This is a genomic window from Paenibacillus sp. 01T442 (assembly GCF_056398345.1).
In genome coordinates this window covers 148,953-166,731 of the sequence record NZ_JBFTPF010000007.1, presented here as the reverse complement: position 1 = coordinate 166,731, position 17,779 = coordinate 148,953, and the positions used below count along the sequence as shown (strand labels likewise).

Below are 17,779 nucleotides of genomic sequence, written 5' to 3'. Positions count from 1 at the left end.
AGCCCGCTCATCTTACTCCGTTAACAGGCTGGAAGGAGAGTCACCATGAATGCAAGCCTAGCACCTCGTGAAGCTTCAACTGTTCCAAAAGTGAAGAAGGGACAGCTTGATAGCGATCCCATCGGATATGTACTTATCGCGCCATTTTATTTCTTCTTGCTTATTTTTGTGTTAGTTCCGATTCTCATGAACATTTATCTCAGCTTCACGAACTATGACATGAACAGCATGGATTTTATCGGGTTCAAAAATTACAAAATTTTGTGGGGAGATAAGTTTTTTTGGATCTCGCTCAAAAATACGTTTATATACACATTCTTTACGCTCATCTTTACACTAGGACTCGGCTTAATTTTCGCCAGCTTATTGAACAATAAATTAATCGGGCTTTCGTTTTTCCGAACAGGATTTTTCACACCGCATGTGACATCCATGGTTGCTGTATCGATGATTTGGTTGTGGATTTATGAACCATCTCGCGGCATTGCGAATAGTGTACTCGGATTTTTCCATATCGCAGGCAAGCAATGGTTGTATGACCCGAACTGGGCGATGGTTGCCCTTATTATTATGGGGATTTGGAAATTCGTAGGCTACAACATGGTGATTTACTTAGCAGGTCTTCAAGGTGTACCGCGGGATTTATACGAAGCAGCTTCCGTAGACGGGGCTAGTACGCTTCAGAAGTTTTTCCGAATTACGGTTCCAATGCTTAAGCCGATTACCTTCTTCCTTCTAATTACGGGACTTATTAATAATTTCAATGTATTCGAACAGATCAAAATTTTAACAAACGGCGGTCCGATGAATTCGACGACTACAATTGTTCATCAAATATATAACCGAGCTTTCGGGGAATTCCAGCTAGGATACTCTTCAGCAATGGCAACGGTTTTACTTGGAATTATTGCGGTTATTACCATCGTCAATTTCAAATATGGCCAAGGTAATGACATCGATTAAATAAGGTGGTTGATGAAAAATGGAACAAACCAAACCCAAAATTGCGCTCTCCATTATTGTTCTGATTTTTTCGCTTCTCATGATTTTTCCTTTTCTACTCATGGTACTGACATCGCTCAAAACAATGGGAGACATCATGTCACCAAGCTTTATCTTCTTCCCCAAAACATTCGTCTGGCATAACTACGTGGAAGCCATGTCGCGTGGGAACTGGAGTCGCTACTTTTTCAATTCGCTCTTTGTTACCATGATCACGGTTGTAGTCAGTTTGTTACTAAACTCCATTGCGGGTTACAGCTTTGCTAGATTGAATTTCAAAGGACGAGATTTGCTCTTCTTAATCTCTTTGATTGGACTTATGATTCCTCCACAAGTGACCATGATTCCCGTGTTCTTAATTCTGAGACATGTCCCGTTCGCGGGTGGAAATGATTTCTTAGGGCAAGGCGGCTTAGGGTGGATTAACTCCTATATGGGCTTGATTGCGCCTTATGTAGCTGGTTCCTTCGGAGTGTTTTTGTTCAGACAGTTCTATCTCGGCTTTCCGAAAGAACTGGATGATGCTGCGAAAATTGATGGCTTAACACGCTTCCAAACATTCATGCATATCTATGTCCCAGTAAGTAAGCCAATCTTTGCTACTTTGATTGCACTAAAGGCTACGCAGTCGTGGAATGAATACACATGGCCGCTGATCGTGACGAACGCGGATTCGATGAAAACCGTTCAACTTGCGCTCACGATGTTCCGGGATGAGACACAAGTGCAGTGGAATCTGTTGATGTCTGCAACCACACTTATTATTTTACCATTGCTCATTCTCTTCTTATTTACACAGAAATACTTCGTTGAAGGTATTGTTACATCGGGTATCAAAGGCTAATTTACAAGCGTAGAGAAAGAAGGGGAATTCAGGATGAAAGCAATTGTTTTGCTAATGGACTCCGTCAATAGGCACTATCTCAGTGCCTATGGCGCAGAAGGTGTGGAGACACCGAATATCGACAGAATTGCCGAGAAGTCGGCTGTGTTCACGAACCATTGGGCAGGCTCGCTCCCCTGCATGCCGGCACGCCGCGATATGATGACTGGGCGGCTTGGTTTTCTAGAACGAAATTGGGGCCCCTTGGAGCCATTTGATCAATCCCTGCCGGAAGTATTACGGGATAACGGTATCTTTTCACACATATCAACAGATCATTACCATTATTTCCGCGTAGGCGGGGAGAACTACTGCCAACAGTTCAATACGTATGATTTCATTCGAGGACAAGAGTTGGATGCTTGGGTATCGAAGGTGACGCCGCCGGAGAAGCCAGAGCAAATTGGCAAATATTTGCCACAGTACGCGTTGAATCGTACACAATTCCAAACGGAAGAGGACTATTCTTCACCCAAGACCATTAAGTCAGCAATTGATTGGTTAAATAACAACAAGGATGAAGATAACTTCCTTTTATGGGTGGAGGCTTTCGATCCGCATGAACCATTCGACTTGCCAGAGCAAGAGCTGACGAATTACGGGGATGATTATGAGGGTCCCTCCTACTATTGGCCAGAGTATGGACAAGTAAACGTACCGGAAGATGCGGTTCAGCACATTCGCAAACGATATGCCGCACTTTTGACAATGACGGATCGCTGGGTAGGAAAGTTGCTAGATAAGATGKATGCCAATGGCATGTGGGATGATACGATGCTGATCTTTACATCTGACCACGGCTATCTGCTAGGCGAGCACAATTTTATGGCCAAAAATGTCATGCCAGCGTACAACGAAATTTGCCATATTCCACTGATGGTGCATGTGCCAGGGAGCGATTGTGCGGGGAAGCGGATTGATGCTTTAACACAAAATATCGATGTATTTCCTACGCTTTTAGAACACTTCGGAGTGGATCCAAATACATGCCGGAACAAGCTGCATGGAAAATCGTGGATACCGCTGCTGAGCGGAGAGTCCGAGTCGATTCGAGATAGCGCCATTTACGGTTACTTCGGTAAAAATGTGAACATTACGGATGGGAAGTATACGTATTTCCGAGCTTCACCACTTGCGAATAATTCTCCCATATACTTCTATGGCTCCATGTTAACTACCATTGGTCATTACTATGGCGCGGAGCAAATTGTGGACAAAAGTCAAATTGAAATGGGACCCTTCCTCAAGTGGACGGACTTCCCTGTTTATAAAATCGCTGGAAGTAATGTACAGATGAAGGACCAAACGCAAGCTTTTCATATCAATGGTGCGCTTATTCGGGAGAGTCTGCTTTACGATAACAGTGAAGATTATGGACAGCATCATCCTATCCAGGATGAAGTGATAGAGCAACACATGATGGAGCTCCTGCGCAAAGCATTAGCTGATCACGATTCACCAGATGAGCAATATGTACGTCTTGGTTTAGAGTAACATCGTCAGGAAGGTCCAAATTAATCCTGCTACTAGGACCTTCCTTTCGTTTACTATAACAAAAACAGCTTCAGGGAGGTTACGATGGTTAAATTAAAGAAAAATGTAAGCGGATTCACGAGTCTTGTTCTGGGTACTTCGATGCTAGTCGGGGGTACAATCGCACCTCTGAGCGCAGCTGCTGCGGAGGCAACGACGACACAAATTACCGTAAACCCAAGTGATGTAAAGCATCCAATTCAACCTGGTCTATTCGGTGTAAATCACCGCTATTTCGTTGATGGTGTGGGCATGTGGGATGCGAAGGAAAAGCGTGTGTTCCCTGAGTTTGATAAAGTCGTGAAGGATATTGGACTGAAAGCTGTTCGCTATCCAGGAGGGACGACTTCGAATCTATTTTGGTGGAAGCGTTCAATTGGACCAACGGAACAAAGGATGAATCAAATCAATCCCTACTTAGGAAATGGACCTGAGAAACCGAATTTCGGCTTAGATGAAGCGATGCAGTTCTCTGAAAAACATGGCTATGTCACACCGTACGTGTATAACATCGGGAACGGGAATCCACAGGATGCTGCTGACTTGGTTGAGTACCTGAATGCCCCAGCAGATGTTGCGCATCCATGGGCGATGAAGCGAGCTGAGAATGGGCACCCAGCGCCGTATAACATCAAAACGTTTGAAATGGGAAATGAAGTAAATTTCTTCAACTCCCAAACGTATTGGATGGAAGGGCAATTGGTATCTACCGACCCGACGCTCCTAGCCATGGACAGAAATGATCGCATAGCCTATCTCTATGCGAATGGCGGAACAGTGAAGTTTACACTACAGAAGACTGGCGGTATAGATGATTGGCGGGATGGAACGAATAAGGCAGATCCGACGGATGCGTCCAAAAGCAATGGCAAGCCTAATCAAGTGAAGTATGCGTACTACGCACCGATTGATGTAGGTACACCTGTAGCGGTATCGGTTGGAAACAATGTGTATAACACAGCAACTGGGAAATCGGATTGGGTTGGTGAAACGTGGACTCGCGTGACTAATTTGGTTGGTGCAGGCGATAAAAATGTCTATACGCTGGATGAAAAGTCAGGCGCTATTACTTTTGGCAGCGGTGGCAGCAATKGGAATATTCCGGCAAATGGGAAAGAAGTCCGAATCAGCTACCAGACAACACATGCAGGTTTTGGTGAATTTTATACGAAAATGAAAGCTGTTGATCCTTCGATTAAGATCTATAGTGCGATGGATAAAGAGTATGCGATTAAAACCTTCGGCAGCAAAGTCCCTTATGACGGCGTTGTTGTACATCCGTATACGTTCGATATGACAGGTCAAATCGCCTACAATCCGAATGATATAGCTACGTACAACAATTATTTTATCGCTGCTTCGGAGGATAAAATCAAAGAAGTGAAAGAAGTGGAAGAGTTATCTACGAAGTATTCTGGGCGTGATCTGAAAGCGATTGTCACGGAATTCGGTCTTCATGATTCTGAGATGAAGATGTACAAAGACGAGAATGGCGTTACCAAATCCGCACTCTTGTATGAGGGATCTTTAGGTGCAACGCTGCAAACAGCCAATATGCTGATGCAGTTCATGGATATGGACATCGAGTATGCGTTAAGACATTCTTTAATTGACAGATGGTTCGAAAATAAATCAGCGGTTCCGATGGCACTCTTCGATACGTATTCCTTCTTGCCTTCTGCGTCTGCCCATATGTACAAGATGTTTACAGCTATGAGTGGCGAGAACCAAGTAGCATCTGTCATTGCCAACAATCCGGTGCGTGCAATTACCTACAATAAAGAAGAGCGTAACATCAATAAATTGATGACGGTGGCTTCAGCAACAGGAGACGATCTGTATGTCATCGTTCTTAACCAGGATGCAACGGATGCCGTTAGCTMCGATGTGCAGTTGAAGGATTACACAGCGGGGACAGCAGAGGCTTGGACCTTGAATGGGGACAAGCTGGACTCCATCAACACGGATGCGAAACCGAATACGGTGAAGATTGATACCGCGAAGATGAACATCAACGGCGATCACTTTACGTACACGTTCCCAGCTCATTCGTTGACAGCCTTTAAAATTAATTCCAAGTGGAAAGATATTACAGGACACTGGGCAGAGAAGCAGCTGCAGGAAGGTGTGACACAAGGGATCATCAATGGGTATGAAGACGGTTCTTATTTGCCTAATCGTGCGATTTCACGTGCCGAATTCGTAGCCATAATGGCGAGAGCCTTACATGTACAAGGAAATACAACGAATGCAGGCTTCTCAGATGCTAGCCAAATTCCAGCCTGGGCATTAGCCGATATGAATAGCGCGGTCAACGCGGGTTGGTTGACTGGCTATGAAGACAATACCATTCGTCCTAATCAACTCATTACGCGTGCTGAAATTGTTTCAATTCTGGGGCGTGCGATGAAGTTGGGTGAGAATGGTTCAGCAACAACGAGCTTCGCTGATGATGCGAGCATCCCTGGGTGGGCGAGAAGTTTCGTTGCCCAAGCCGCGGCAAATGGGATCGTAAACGGTCGTGAGGGCAATACCTTCGCACCGAATGAGAAAGCGACAAGAGCCGAAGTTGTCGTGGCCGTCCTTCGTTTGCTGGCTGCAGCTATGAAATAATCCGATTCGAAAAGAAAAAAGCTGTCCCCAGAGTTGTTTACTTTGGGAACAGCTTTTTATTTATGATACAGTTTGCTGTAATCTGATGGTTTCATCCCAACAATTTTCTTGAAAACCTGACCGAAATAACTCGGATTCGGATAGCCAATGGCTTGGCAGACGTTATAAATATTGGGGTTGGATTCTCTCAGCATCGCCTTGGCTTCATTAATCCGCAGATGAGCTAAGTAGTTATTGAAATTTTCTCCTGTTTGAACTTTAAAAAGCTGGCTGAGATAACTTTTATTCAGATGGAATTGCTGAGCAATTGACTGAAGCGAAATGTCTTCACTAAAATGTTGATGGATATAATCGAGAATGGCTTGGATGGTCGGGCTCATCTGAGCATTTCGTTTGTGCTTCAATTGGTGTTCGATCTCCATGAGAATGTGCTGAAACATAGCTAAGCATTCGTCCAGATGACGGGAGTTCTCGATATCCTTGAAAAAAGTAAGTTTCTGCGTATTCAACACTTCAATATCAAATGCTTTTTCATCAAGCCGGTGGATCACATAATATAATACTTCGATGAACCCATTTCGCATAGCATAGGGATCAACATAATGTTGATGGCGTAGACTCTCTTGGACAATGGCGTCGACATGCCCATAAAGTCCTTGGAAGTTTTGCTTATCAATGAAGTCGTTCAGCAACTTGAATTGTAATTCCAAACGACTGCTGCGTTCACGATAGTCAGCTCCTTGTAATACGGTGCCGGACGGTTGATAGAATCGAAAGCTTGATATCGCAAGCAGCTGTTGATATACATAATGAATGTCCTCCAAGCCTGAGAGGATTTCATTAACACAAAGCCAGTACTGCACATCATAAGGGGCGAGACTTGTTGTCAACCATCCTAGATCGTTAGAATCTGAATCATTCTGGAGAATGAGGATTTGCTCCGGATTCACCGCAAAGCAGCAGCCATTCTTCCACTCACTGAGTTTCCTCTGTATCTCATCGACGATGACTTGAGAGATCACTTGGTCGGGTTCGACAAGAAAGGAATCTCCCTCTTCATATTCAAGCTGTACCAGAATTAGGCGTAACTGGCTGGATTGCAGCGAAATATCGAAATCAGACAGCTTATTTAGAATGACTTCACCCGTATCCGTGCTAGGTGACAAGAGACTTTTCAAGTAACTGAGCCTGGAAAAGCTGCTTGGTTTATCAGGGCGAATTGAACTTGCTTGCTGCAGATGGGTCAGTTTCGCTTTTTCCATCGCATTGACGAGGTCCGTATATTGCATCTTAGGCTTCAATATATAATCAAGCGCTCCCAGCTGTAGCGTATCTTTAACATAATCAAAATCATTGTAAGAACTCAGAATGATCACTTGAATATGTGGGTACGAGTGCTTGAGGATGCGGGTAAGCTCTATGCCATCCATGACGGGCATGCGAATATCCGTGACGACGATGTCAGGTTGAAGACGTTGCACGAGGTCCAATGCTTCAACGCCGTTGGCAGCATCGCCAACAATTTCAAATCCACTTCGGGTCCAATCTGTCATATGAATAAATCCMTGACGCAGAAGCTTTTCGTCGTCAACAATGATGACTTTATACATGTCTTGCACCTCATTACATTAGAGTACGATAGGAAGTGTCAGGGCTACTGAGGTGCCCTTACCAGGTTGACTAGTGATCGTTAAACCGTATAGTCTGCCAAAATTTAATTTCAAACGCTCATCCACATTCCGAACGCCAATACCACTGAAACGTGAATGAGCTCGTTCACCTGAATCATCCCAAATGGATTCGATTTCTTGTTCTGTCATGCCTACGCCGTTATCGATAATTTCAATACGTATACCATCCCGATAGCGAGAGCCATAGACCGAGATCGTTCCCTCGGACGAATTAGGTTCAAGCCCATGGAAAATCGCATTTTCAATGATAGGTTGTAAGAGCAGCTTAGGCAGTTTATACGACAAAAGCTCTTCATCAATTTGGTAATGCATCGTAATCGGATTAGACGTTCTAATTTGCTGGATATAGATGTAATGGTCCATATTCTCGACTTCATCTTTGATGCTAATGTACTCATGACTGCGATTGATTGTGTGCTCTAGCAGATTGACGAGCGCATTGATCGTCGGTTCAATGAGATGTGTTTTCTGCACCCAGACAAGGCATTTAATAGAATTGAGTGTATTGTATAAAAAATGCGGATTAATTTGCATCTGCAGAGCTTGGAGCTCCGCCACACGTTTCTCTTCTTGATTTTTGACTAATTCGCTAATGGTGCTCTCTAGTTTGTGAATCATCTTATCATATTCCGTTGCTAATAGATTCATCTCATTCACTGGAGCATTTACTTTGACCGTTTGCACATTGCCTTTAAGCACATAGCTTTGTATCCGCCTAGACAACTTGCGCAGCGGCAAGGAAAATGTGCGTGAGATTAATACAGCGGCAATGAGGGACAGCAGTATGCAGATAAATGCGATGTAAAATATTTTGGATTTCAGCACATCAATATCTTTATAAATTAATGTCATAGGAATTCGTTCAACAATATACCAATTCATTCGGTTTACTTTTTTGTAAAGCGTAAGGTATTTCTGGTTATTGATCATGGAGACATTGTAATTTTCCTTATTTGCAGTCAACTTCTCCAAATTGGGATCATCCGCAAGCTTGCTGCCAACTAGGCCACGAGTGCTATTGGAAATAATATTCATGTTCTCATCAACGATAAAGATGTCTTTGCCTTCACTTAATAATCCCTTATAAATGTTGTATAAGCTAGTCTCTTTGACGCTAAGCACGAATACACCATACGATTTATTAGTGTTATCCGTTTGAAGTAATTTGGCAGCTGTGAACACATTGCTATCTTCATTGTTTTTTAAGAAGCTTTTATGAGTGCTTAACCAGGTTATACGGTCAGGCGATGCAGCTAATAATTCCTTCCAATTGTAACTGAGTAATCTAGTTGGATCGACAATGTTATTCTGATAATTCTGGGTATAGATTAAGCCATTTTGACCGATCAAAAAGGATTGGAAATTGAGCCAATCGAAGGCGAAGGAATACCGCAGCATGCTATTTTCTACTTTGGCTTGATCTAGCAGCTGCTCGTAAATATTGGTATACGTTTTCGTAAGATTAGCTTCAAGCTCATTATTCATATTGTAAATGTTAACGATAGCTGTAACTTGGTCAAGCAGGACGTTGATGTTTTTATCCATTTGTTCCAGTGTATCCGTATTGGACCGACTAACTTGGGCATCAAGAAGCCTCTCGGATACCTTGAAGGACACCAAGCCAATTGCACTCATGGGTATGATACTAAGCAGGATGAATGTAAGGAATAACCGTCCGAAAATGCTATTTTTGAAAGCTCTTAGTTTGCCCATTACGTACCCAATCCTTAAGTTGAATGATAACGATTTCAATTGATGGAARTATTGTAGACTGAATGCTCTAAATAAGCAAGAAAATAGGGGGATTTCCCCGCATTTTAAACAAAAAAAATGAAGCTACAAAAATTTCCAATATGCTATGATAGAAAATAAGTTTATTCAGATAACATTCCAATCGAAAATGAAAGGTGACGTATGCCATCGTTGTTCTCTCACCTCACGAATCGATTCCAACTTCGTGTGTTTCTCTATGTATTTCTGGCGGTTTCCTTGCCACTAGGACTTGTGCTGTATGTGGGCTATCAGCAGTTCACATCTTACATGGACAAAACGGTCATGCATGCCGTGGACGTACAACATGATCAAATTATCACAGGATTACAGCAAGAATTACGCTATACAGCGGAGATGGCACATCGACACGCAGCGGACTACGGCCTAATTTCTTATACGAAACTCAACGATGTTTCTTCACAGGCTGCCAAAGAACTGAGTACCTATGTGAATAACTTGTTATCCGAGCAAACGATGCATACACGTTATATCGAGCAGGCATGTCTGACCGTTCAGTCAACCAATAGAACGTTATGTGCGCATACTGGGGAAACGGATGGAGCATTCGTTGCACAAGTGAAACGTACGAACAAACGTTTTGAGCCGTTAGGAGAAGAATCAAGTCGTAATAACGCCTATCTAATGACCTATTCGGAGTCAATTATAGACAGTTCAAGTACGCAAGAACTTGGTAAGCTTACAGTTTGGATGAATATGAACAAGGTTTGGAAGGAGTTCACAGTAAAGAGTCCAACACATACCTATGTATTGATGGATCCAGATCAACGGGTGCTGTATCGAGAAGGTGTTTACACTGGGGATTTGCTGCAAGGAGCAGGCACACCAGTTGACAGCGTGTATAGGGATGGGAAGATGATTCATTCAGTGAAACAAATGGAGGTAACCGGAAATATTCCGTGGTTATCGTATTATGAAGCTCCTATGCCAGTAGGCCTTCTAGATGTATTTCCTAATTACCGTACTTGGCTCATCGCCCTCATCACTTTCGTAATCGCACTTAGCCTAGGTGGGTTGCTCCTCTTTATCAACACTGTGACGAAGCCGCTTTATGTTCTGAAAGCATTAATGAATCGTGCAGAGCGAGGCGATCTGAGGGCTTATTGGACGTTCAAAAGTTCGGATGACTGGACGCAAGTAGGCGAGAGCTACAATCAGATGTTGAATCGATTGGAAGATTCAATTAGGCAGGTGAAGCGGGAGGAATCCCTGAAGAAAGAAGCGGAAATGGAAGCACTCCATTATCAATTGAATCCCCACTTTCTTTACAATACATTGAATACGATCAAATGGGTGGCCAAAATCCATAAGACACCTCAGATCTCAGAGGTAGTTAGCGCGTTAGTTCGCCTTTTGCAAGCTAGCTTAGGTAAAAAAGGGGACTTTATCACTTTACGTGATGAAATTGGTTTAACGCATGATTACATGGAAATTCAACGATTTCGTTACGGGGACCGCATTCAGATGGATATGCAAGTAGATAACATCACATTAGGTTGTTTAGTTCCCAGGATGCTCTTACAACCGTTGGTGGAGAACGCGATCATTCATGGCATTGGTCCAACCAAGCGTGAAGGCATGATTACGATTCGGACATGGTTAGATCGTGATCTATTATTTTGCCAAGTGGAAGATAATGGGGTTGGCATGCAGGTCGAAGAGGGCGACTCAGCGTGGAATGCGATGGCTGCAACTGGAACTGGAGGTGCGCAGGCTGATCGTATGCTGAAGGAGCGCATGAGCGGTGTGGGGATTTCACATATTCGAGAGAAAATAAAGCTGATCTATGGACCCGAGTACAAAATGCATATTAGCAGTAAACCCGGAGAAGGAACCACGGTTCGCATGTTTCTTCCCATTCATCAAGGTGAGGAGTGAAGCGTACATGAATGTGCTTGTGGTGGATGATGAACCTATCATTCGGCAAGGTTTGCGAGAGCTGGTAGATTGGGAACATTTTGGCTTTACTTATGCGGGTGATGCAGAGGATGGCATGGAAGCATATGAGCTTATAGATGCCTTACATATCGATATCGTCATAACTGATCTCATTATGCCTCGAATGGATGGCTTAGCCTTAATCCGAAAGCTCAAAGAATGTTCAAGACCGATCAGCAGCGTTGTCCTGAGCTGTATGGATGACTTCACTTATGTCAAAGAAGCGATGAAGCTGGGAGCCAAAGACTATATTCTGAAACCAACGATGGAGCCCGAGTCGTTAATGGACATCTTGGTTGGCGTTAAGCGCGATCTGGAAATACAGCGAAATGAGCGAAGGGAGCAGGGGCTGCGAGAGCTGGAGCTTGCCTCCACCCTGCAGATGCAGCTATCCACCCGACTGCAGGCCTATCTGCAGTCGGGAGTGGGCGAAGCAGAGCTGCAGGCTGAACTGTTCGGCGCAGCAGCAGGCAGCTCAAGTGCAGGTGCAGCAGCTAGCAGCCTAGTCAGCCTGCTGCTACACACCGGTGCCAGCGCTGCTGCCATGGGCTGGCGCTGGACCGGCTGCCTCGCGGCGCTGCCGCTGGCCGCGGACAGCGTGCTGCTGCTCATGCCGGCAGCAGCAGCCACAGACGGCGGCGCCTTCGCCGCTGCCGCAGCGCTCGAGCGCGCTGCGCAGGTCCGGCTCGCAGACGCGCCGGACTGGTTCATCGGAGCCGGCGTCGTCCTCCGCCGGCTCCAAGATGTGCAGCCTGCTGCGGCGCTTCACGCGCAGCAGCTGCACGAGCGATTCTACGGCATGAGCCGGAATCGCCGAATTGTGCTTGCGCCGGAGGCCGCAAGCAAGCCAACCACAGCGCTGCCGTATGACATACGCAGCGACCTGCTGCGCTGTATCGTGCACGATAACAGCGAGGGGTATCTGCATCACGCGGACGTTCTCTGCGCGAGACTGAGGGAGCAGCGCCCAGAGAAGGAGCGGGTGCTGTCTTTTATCCAAGAGCTGCTTGCGCTAGCCGCGGGTTATGCTCGTGAACGCGGCTATGCGGAGATTGAACGCTATGAAGAAATGTTCGTGCATAACAAAGTTCATCCATGCGCCAGCTTTGAACAGGTGCAGGAGCTTCTCATACAAGCGATGTGCATGCTCAGTGAGCATCAGCAAACTCTCGGTCATGATCAGAAGCATCGCTCGAACAATCCATTTATCCGGAAGGTACTCACGTATATGCGAGAGAATTATGCCTCACCGATCAGTACGTCGGATATGGCTGATCATGTCAGGCTTAGCCGCAGCTATTTAAGTGATTTATATAGTAAGGAAATCGGAGAATCTCTGAGTGAAACGCTGACTCGAATTCGAATGGAAGAAGCGAAGCGGAGGCTGCGTGCGGGCGAAATGAAAGTATATGAAGTAGCGGACGCCGTAGGCTTTCCTGATGCCAAAACATTTGCCAAAACGTTCAAGCGTGTTGTCGGTTGTTCACCGAAAGAGTTCGAGAAGCCGAATTAAACCATTACGATATGTCCCCTTAGTTAGTATGGACTAACAAAAACGAACAAACAGACACCTTTTCCAACAAAGGCAGTCTGTTTATTTGTTATGTAAAGGTTTACATTTATAGAGAAGATGCAGGATTAGCATAAAGATGAGGTGTTCACTTTGACTATGCAGGACAATCAGGTTCCTATGGTGCAAGCCATTGGTGTAACACGTGTATTTGGAAAGGGGTCCGGTTCGGTTCATGCCTTGCGCGGAGCGAATCTCTCGATTCCCAGAGGCAGACTCGTAGCCTTGCGTGGAAGATCCGGTTCAGGGAAAACAACGTTACTTAACATCATAGGCGCATTGGATCATCCGTCCGAAGGTGCCGTTTACTTGGAAGGGATGGAGATCAGCACACTCTCTGAATCCAAGCGAAATGAACTTAGACGGAAGCAAATCGGGCTTATTTTCCAATCGTTTGCCTTAGTGCCGTATATGTCCGCTTACGAAAATGTTGAGTTTGGTCTGCGTATATCGGGTGTACCTCCCAGTCAATACAGGACGCTTGCTGAAGAGGCACTGCAATTCGTGGGGTTAAAGGCGAGAATGAAACATCGACCCTATGAACTATCTGGCGGAGAACAACAGCGAGTTGCCATAGCAAGAGCGATTGCTCATAAGCCTAAGCTGATTCTGGCAGATGAGCCTACGGCGGAGTTAGATAGCCGAATGGGGCTTCAGATTCTCAAACTATTCAAGGATTTAGTGAAGGAAGGGATGACCATAATTTTGACCACGCATGATTTGGCGATTATGGAAATTGTAGATGAAGTTTATGCATTGGAGGATGGTTCCATTGTCGATGAAKGTTAATAAAATCGCATCAAGGCTTGTGATGCTATCAGGTGCCCTTTTCATACTTGCTGGCTGCTCGTTGCTGCCCAAAGAAGAAGAAGCGTTGAAGCCGCCTCTGGTGAAGCCAGTCAAAGAAAACTTTGAGCTGTATGAAGTGAAGAAAGGCTCCATTACGAGGAAAGTCAGTGCGATGGCGACACTAAGATCGAGCAGAACGACTAATTATTTTTTTAAAGAATCGGGTCACCGACTTGCTGGATTACGTGTCAAATCGGGGGATATCGTGAAGCAGGGGGATGTGCTTGCAGAACTAGAGCAGGGTGATTTAGAAACGAAAATTGCCTTGCAGAAGTTAAATCTGGAGAAGGCTCAGATCGCTTATACACAAGTTAAGATGACCTCGACTTCGTCTGACCAAGAGTGGTCTATTCGTCTTAAGGCTATCGATGTGGAAGCAGCGCAGCTGCAGCTAACCAATCTACAAACTGAATTGGCGAAAACAAAACTAATAGCTGAAGCCGGAGGCATCGTTACCTACGTGACGGAAGCACAACAAGGAAATATGGTGGATGCTTACAGCACGCTAGTCGTTGTGTCAGATCCGAGTAAGCTGCAGTTATTTTATGAAGCACCGGACAGTGGAACGCTTACAGGAATTGAAGTGGGGATGAACGTGGAAGTGAAGTTTGGATCTAATGGAAGTGTGGTGCCAGGTAAAGTGCTTCAGACCCCTTCAAGTGCTCCACGGAGCGATAATAAGCAGATAGCTGATAGAAATGCCAAAACGATCATAGTAGGGATTCCAGAAGGCACAGCTGGCGCAGAGATCGGGGCATCTGGAGATATGACGATCATCGTAGAGAAACGTGATAACATCCTTATTATTCCAAGAACAGGTCTCCGTTCCTATCTAGGTCGAGATTATGTGCAAGTGCTGAATGGCGAGAGCCGCAAAGAAGTCGATGTTGAGAAGGGGCTTGTCTCCGCTACGGAAGTAGAAATCCGAACAGGGCTAACGGAGGGCCAGAACGTCATTTTAAATAATTAGTACACTTGAAGGATAAATGCTCACGATGCTAGTTTTGCTAAAGCAAAACTTTTAGGAGGATTACAATGGCTTTATTACTGATGATTCTCCGCAAAATGGCAAAGAACCGTTGGTTAGAGCTAAGTTTATTACTAGGGTTAATTATTTCTGTCGCCCTTGCGAGCTCCATGCCGATTTATACGCATGCCATTTTGCAACGTATGTTGATCAAAGACTTGGAAGTTCAACAAACGAATACACAGAAGTATCCAGGACTTGTAGCTAACCAAGCTTACTTTGCCAAATCCAAAGAAGGCGATAAACGATTATCAGAGACCGATGCGCTCATGACCGATATGAGTAAACGCTTTGATTTGCCCATTCTGCTTTCTACGATAATCCGGGCCACGAAGACGTTTAAACTTACACCTAGCGATCCAAGTAAATTAGATCCCAAAGTAGACAGGTATGGCGAAATCGCTGCCATGACTGATTTGGAAAAACATATTCGTCTTGTTGATGGCGTTATGCCTTCCACAAAGCTCGTGAACGGCGTTTATGAGGCCTGGGTATTTTCAGAGTTGTTGACGAAGCAGAAAATCGTATTAGGCAATGAAGTCACGGTCGTGGACAATGATTTGAAGCAAAGTATTCGAATTAAGCCGGTTGCCGTGATTGATCGGGCAGATTTCACAGATATATATTGGTCGAATACGTTGAAGGATTTGGATTCAAGATTTTTCATTCCATCTACCTTATTTGAACAAGATTTTACGAAAAGCAATACTTTTATGGATCAGTTTTCACAGTGGAGTATCGTCTTGGATTATCATCAATTGAAGTTAGAGGGTATTAACACCTTTATCGCGATTCAGAAGGAAATGGATGACTATTTTAGTCGAAATTTAGAAACGTATACATCCAGTAATACAACGGTACTCACTTTGCAATCCTATGGAGAGAAAGAGAAGAAGCTCCGTATCCTGTTATGGTCATTGAATGTGCCCGTTTGTATTTTACTTGCTTTCTATTTATTTATGGTTGCGAATTTGATTACCGATCGGCAGAAAACAGAAATCGCCGTGCTGCGAAGCCGAGGTGCAAGCCGAGCTCAGATCATGATTGGGTATGTGATCGAAGGTATACTACTAGGTGGAGTTGCTCTGTTAATCGGTCCTTTTGTAGGGCTGCAATTAACGAAAGTCTTGGGGGCTTCGAATGGCTTTCTGTCGTTCGTCCAACGTGCAGCCATTGAAGTAAAGCTAGGTCAAGAGGCGTACCAATACGGGTTGATTGCAGTAATTGCATCGGTTGGTATGGTGCTCATTCCCGCCGTACTCGCGACACGAGTGAGCATAGTGGGTCATAAACAAACACTCGCGAGGAAGAATAAGCTATCATTTGTCCATAAAATATATCTAGACGTCGTCTTATTGGCTGTTTCCATGTATCTCTTGCAAAGCTTTAAGCGACGGATGGATGATTTGGTAGCTCTAGGGTTAGATTCTCTGGACATGAAGGTTGATCCACTTTTATTCGTCGTCCCCGCCTTTTTCATATTCGCTATGGGGCTCTTCCTGCTCAGGATCTATCCTTGGGTCATTAAACTGATCTATGCAGTCGGTCGAAAATGGTGGCCGCCCTACTTATATTCAACGTTGTTGCAAGTGGGGAGATCAACCACCCAGTATCAATTCATCATGTTATTTATTATTATGACATTGGCTACGGGTATTTTTAGCGCGAGCGCAGCGAGAACGATGAATAAGAATGTGGAAGAGAAAATTCAGTATAAGAATGGATCGGACATCGTCCTGCAAACCGCATGGGATAATGATGCGCCTCCTCCACAGTCTGGTCCGCCAGGAATCGAGAGTGAAGTGAAACCGCAAGGCAGCGAAGGCGGGGGGAAGAAACGCGTCCAATACGTAGAACCTCCGTTCATGCCGTTCGCACAATTGACCGGTGTAGAGTCAGCGGCAAGGGTATTTAAGAAAGAAGATGCCTATATTTCCATTGGCAAAGATACGAAAAAAACGGCACTCATGGGGATTGATACCGATGATTTCGGCCATACAGCCTGGTTCCGTGATCATTTGTTAGATCATCATTTCTATGATTACCTGAACGTCTTGGCCACGGATTCCAAAGCAGTGCTGATCTCTAGGTCCATCGCCGAGGAAACGGGAGCCAAAGTGGGAGATGTCATTCGAATCGGCTGGAATGATGTGGAAGGCGCTACATCGGTGATCTATGGCATCATTGATTATTGGCCTAGCTGGAATCCGAATCCGATCTTAACGGCCACATCGAGTTCAGGAAGCAAAACAAATGCACCTAAACTCGTCATTGGCCATCTCTCTTATATCCAAAATAATTTAGCTGTAGAGCCTTATGATGTGTGGCTAAAGCTGAAGCCGGGAATGACCAGTCAAGCCTTATATGAAGCATTGGAGCAGAAGCGCATCTCAGTCACACGCCTAGTGGATACGAATATGATGGTGATTCGGTCGAAGAACGATCCCTTCCAACTGGCAGTGAATGGTGTTATGACGCTTGGATTCCTGATCGCGATTGGCATCAGCTTCATTGGATTTCTTTTGTACTGGGTACTCTCGTTGTATGGCCAGATCTTACAATTTGGTGTGCTTCGTGCAATGGGAATTTCCTATAGACAATTGATCGGAATGCTAGTCGCCGAGCAGCTTCTAACGTCGGGGGCAGGCGTGCTGATTGGTATGATTACAGGGAACGTGGCTAGCCGCTTATTCGTTCCTTTATTCCAGTTAACGTTCGATTCGTCAAGCCAAGTGCCACCTTTTCAAGTCAGCTTTGAACCGAAAGATCAGCTTCACTTATATTTGATCGTTACGATCATGATTGGGCTTGGATTGCTGCTGCTCGGCACGATGCTCTCCAGAATTAAGATTCATCAAGCTGTTAAGCTTGGGGAGGATTAG

The 17,779-nt window shown here is 44.9% G+C and carries 11 protein-coding genes; 9 read left to right on the top strand and 2 right to left on the bottom strand.

Translation table 11 applies throughout. From position 1 onward, the window contains the following. Window positions 1–45: 45 nt before the first annotated feature. The 4 genes from AC1DLM_RS09275 to AC1DLM_RS09260 all read left to right on the top strand — a co-directional run bounded on the left by AC1DLM_RS09275 (window position 46) and on the right by AC1DLM_RS09260 (window position 6,031). Window positions 46–963 carry a carbohydrate ABC transporter permease gene (locus tag AC1DLM_RS09275; protein WP_441989880.1) on the top strand — a complete coding sequence of 306 codons (918 nt, stop codon included), beginning with the start codon at window positions 46–48 and terminating at the stop codon, window positions 961–963. Window positions 964–982: 19 nt separating this feature from the next. Beyond that, window positions 983–1,846 (top strand): carbohydrate ABC transporter permease, encoded by an 864-nt coding sequence (locus AC1DLM_RS09270; RefSeq protein WP_441989879.1) that lies wholly within the window; start codon window positions 983–985, stop codon window positions 1,844–1,846. Window positions 1,847–1,879: 33 nt separating this feature from the next. After that, window positions 1,880–3,379, top strand: a complete 1,500-nt coding sequence (locus AC1DLM_RS09265; protein ID WP_477569803.1) for a sulfatase — start codon at window positions 1,880–1,882, stop codon at window positions 3,377–3,379. 84 nt (window positions 3,380–3,463) lie between these two features. Then, window positions 3,464–6,031, top strand: a complete 2,568-nt coding sequence (locus AC1DLM_RS09260) for an S-layer homology domain-containing protein (protein WP_477569802.1) — start codon at window positions 3,464–3,466, stop codon at window positions 6,029–6,031. Between the two features lie 56 nt (window positions 6,032–6,087). Here the strand turns inward: AC1DLM_RS09260 and AC1DLM_RS09255 are convergent, their stop codons facing one another. Both AC1DLM_RS09255 and AC1DLM_RS09250 read right to left on the bottom strand, forming a co-directional pair. Further along, window positions 6,088–7,641, bottom strand: coding sequence for a response regulator (locus tag AC1DLM_RS09255; RefSeq protein ID WP_477569801.1), 1,554 nt, complete (start codon window positions 7,639–7,641; stop codon window positions 6,088–6,090). 18 nt (window positions 7,642–7,659) lie between these two features. Continuing rightward, the gene (locus AC1DLM_RS09250; RefSeq protein WP_477569800.1) at window positions 7,660–9,435 is read right to left on the bottom strand and encodes a sensor histidine kinase; all 1,776 of its coding nucleotides are present in this window, start codon (window positions 9,433–9,435) and stop codon (window positions 7,660–7,662) included. A gap of 201 nt (window positions 9,436–9,636) precedes the next feature. Here AC1DLM_RS09250 and AC1DLM_RS09245 point away from each other — a divergent pair, with 201 nt between their 5' ends. The 5 genes from AC1DLM_RS09245 (at window position 9,637) to AC1DLM_RS09225 (ending at window position 17,779) form a co-directional block, all read left to right on the top strand. Then, window positions 9,637–11,391 (top strand): sensor histidine kinase, encoded by a 1,755-nt coding sequence (locus tag AC1DLM_RS09245; protein ID WP_477569799.1) that lies wholly within the window; start codon window positions 9,637–9,639, stop codon window positions 11,389–11,391. Window positions 11,392–11,398: 7 nt separating this feature from the next. Next, window positions 11,399–12,964: a response regulator gene (locus AC1DLM_RS09240; RefSeq protein WP_477569798.1), complete on the top strand. Its 1,566-nt coding sequence runs from the start codon at window positions 11,399–11,401 to the stop codon at window positions 12,962–12,964. A gap of 156 nt (window positions 12,965–13,120) precedes the next feature. After that, window positions 13,121–13,810 carry an ABC transporter ATP-binding protein gene (locus AC1DLM_RS09235; protein ID WP_477569797.1) on the top strand — a complete coding sequence of 230 codons (690 nt, stop codon included), beginning with the start codon at window positions 13,121–13,123 and terminating at the stop codon, window positions 13,808–13,810. Beyond that, window positions 13,800–14,840, top strand: a complete 1,041-nt coding sequence (locus AC1DLM_RS09230; protein ID WP_477569796.1) for an efflux RND transporter periplasmic adaptor subunit — start codon at window positions 13,800–13,802, stop codon at window positions 14,838–14,840. Before AC1DLM_RS09235 ends, AC1DLM_RS09230 begins: the two co-directional genes overlap by 11 nt. 65 nt (window positions 14,841–14,905) lie before the next feature. After that, a complete protein-coding gene (locus AC1DLM_RS09225) occupies window positions 14,906–17,779 on the top strand; it encodes an ABC transporter permease (protein WP_477569795.1) in 2,874 nt (957 codons plus the stop codon).

Coding starts and splice junctions, on each gene's coding strand:
- AC1DLM_RS09245 (WP_477569799.1), top strand. CDS start 9,637: ATGCCATCGTTGTTCTCTCACCTCACGAATCGATTCCAACTTCGTGTG.
- AC1DLM_RS09240 (WP_477569798.1), top strand. CDS start 11,399: ATGAATGTGCTTGTGGTGGATGATGAACCTATCATTCGGCAAGGTTTG.
- AC1DLM_RS09270 (WP_441989879.1), top strand. CDS start 983: ATGGAACAAACCAAACCCAAAATTGCGCTCTCCATTATTGTTCTGATT.
- AC1DLM_RS09275 (WP_441989880.1), top strand. CDS start 46: ATGAATGCAAGCCTAGCACCTCGTGAAGCTTCAACTGTTCCAAAAGTG.
- AC1DLM_RS09250 (WP_477569800.1), bottom strand. CDS start 9,435: ATGGGCAAACTAAGAGCTTTCAAAAATAGCATTTTCGGACGGTTATTC.
- AC1DLM_RS09225 (WP_477569795.1), top strand. CDS start 14,906: ATGGCTTTATTACTGATGATTCTCCGCAAAATGGCAAAGAACCGTTGG.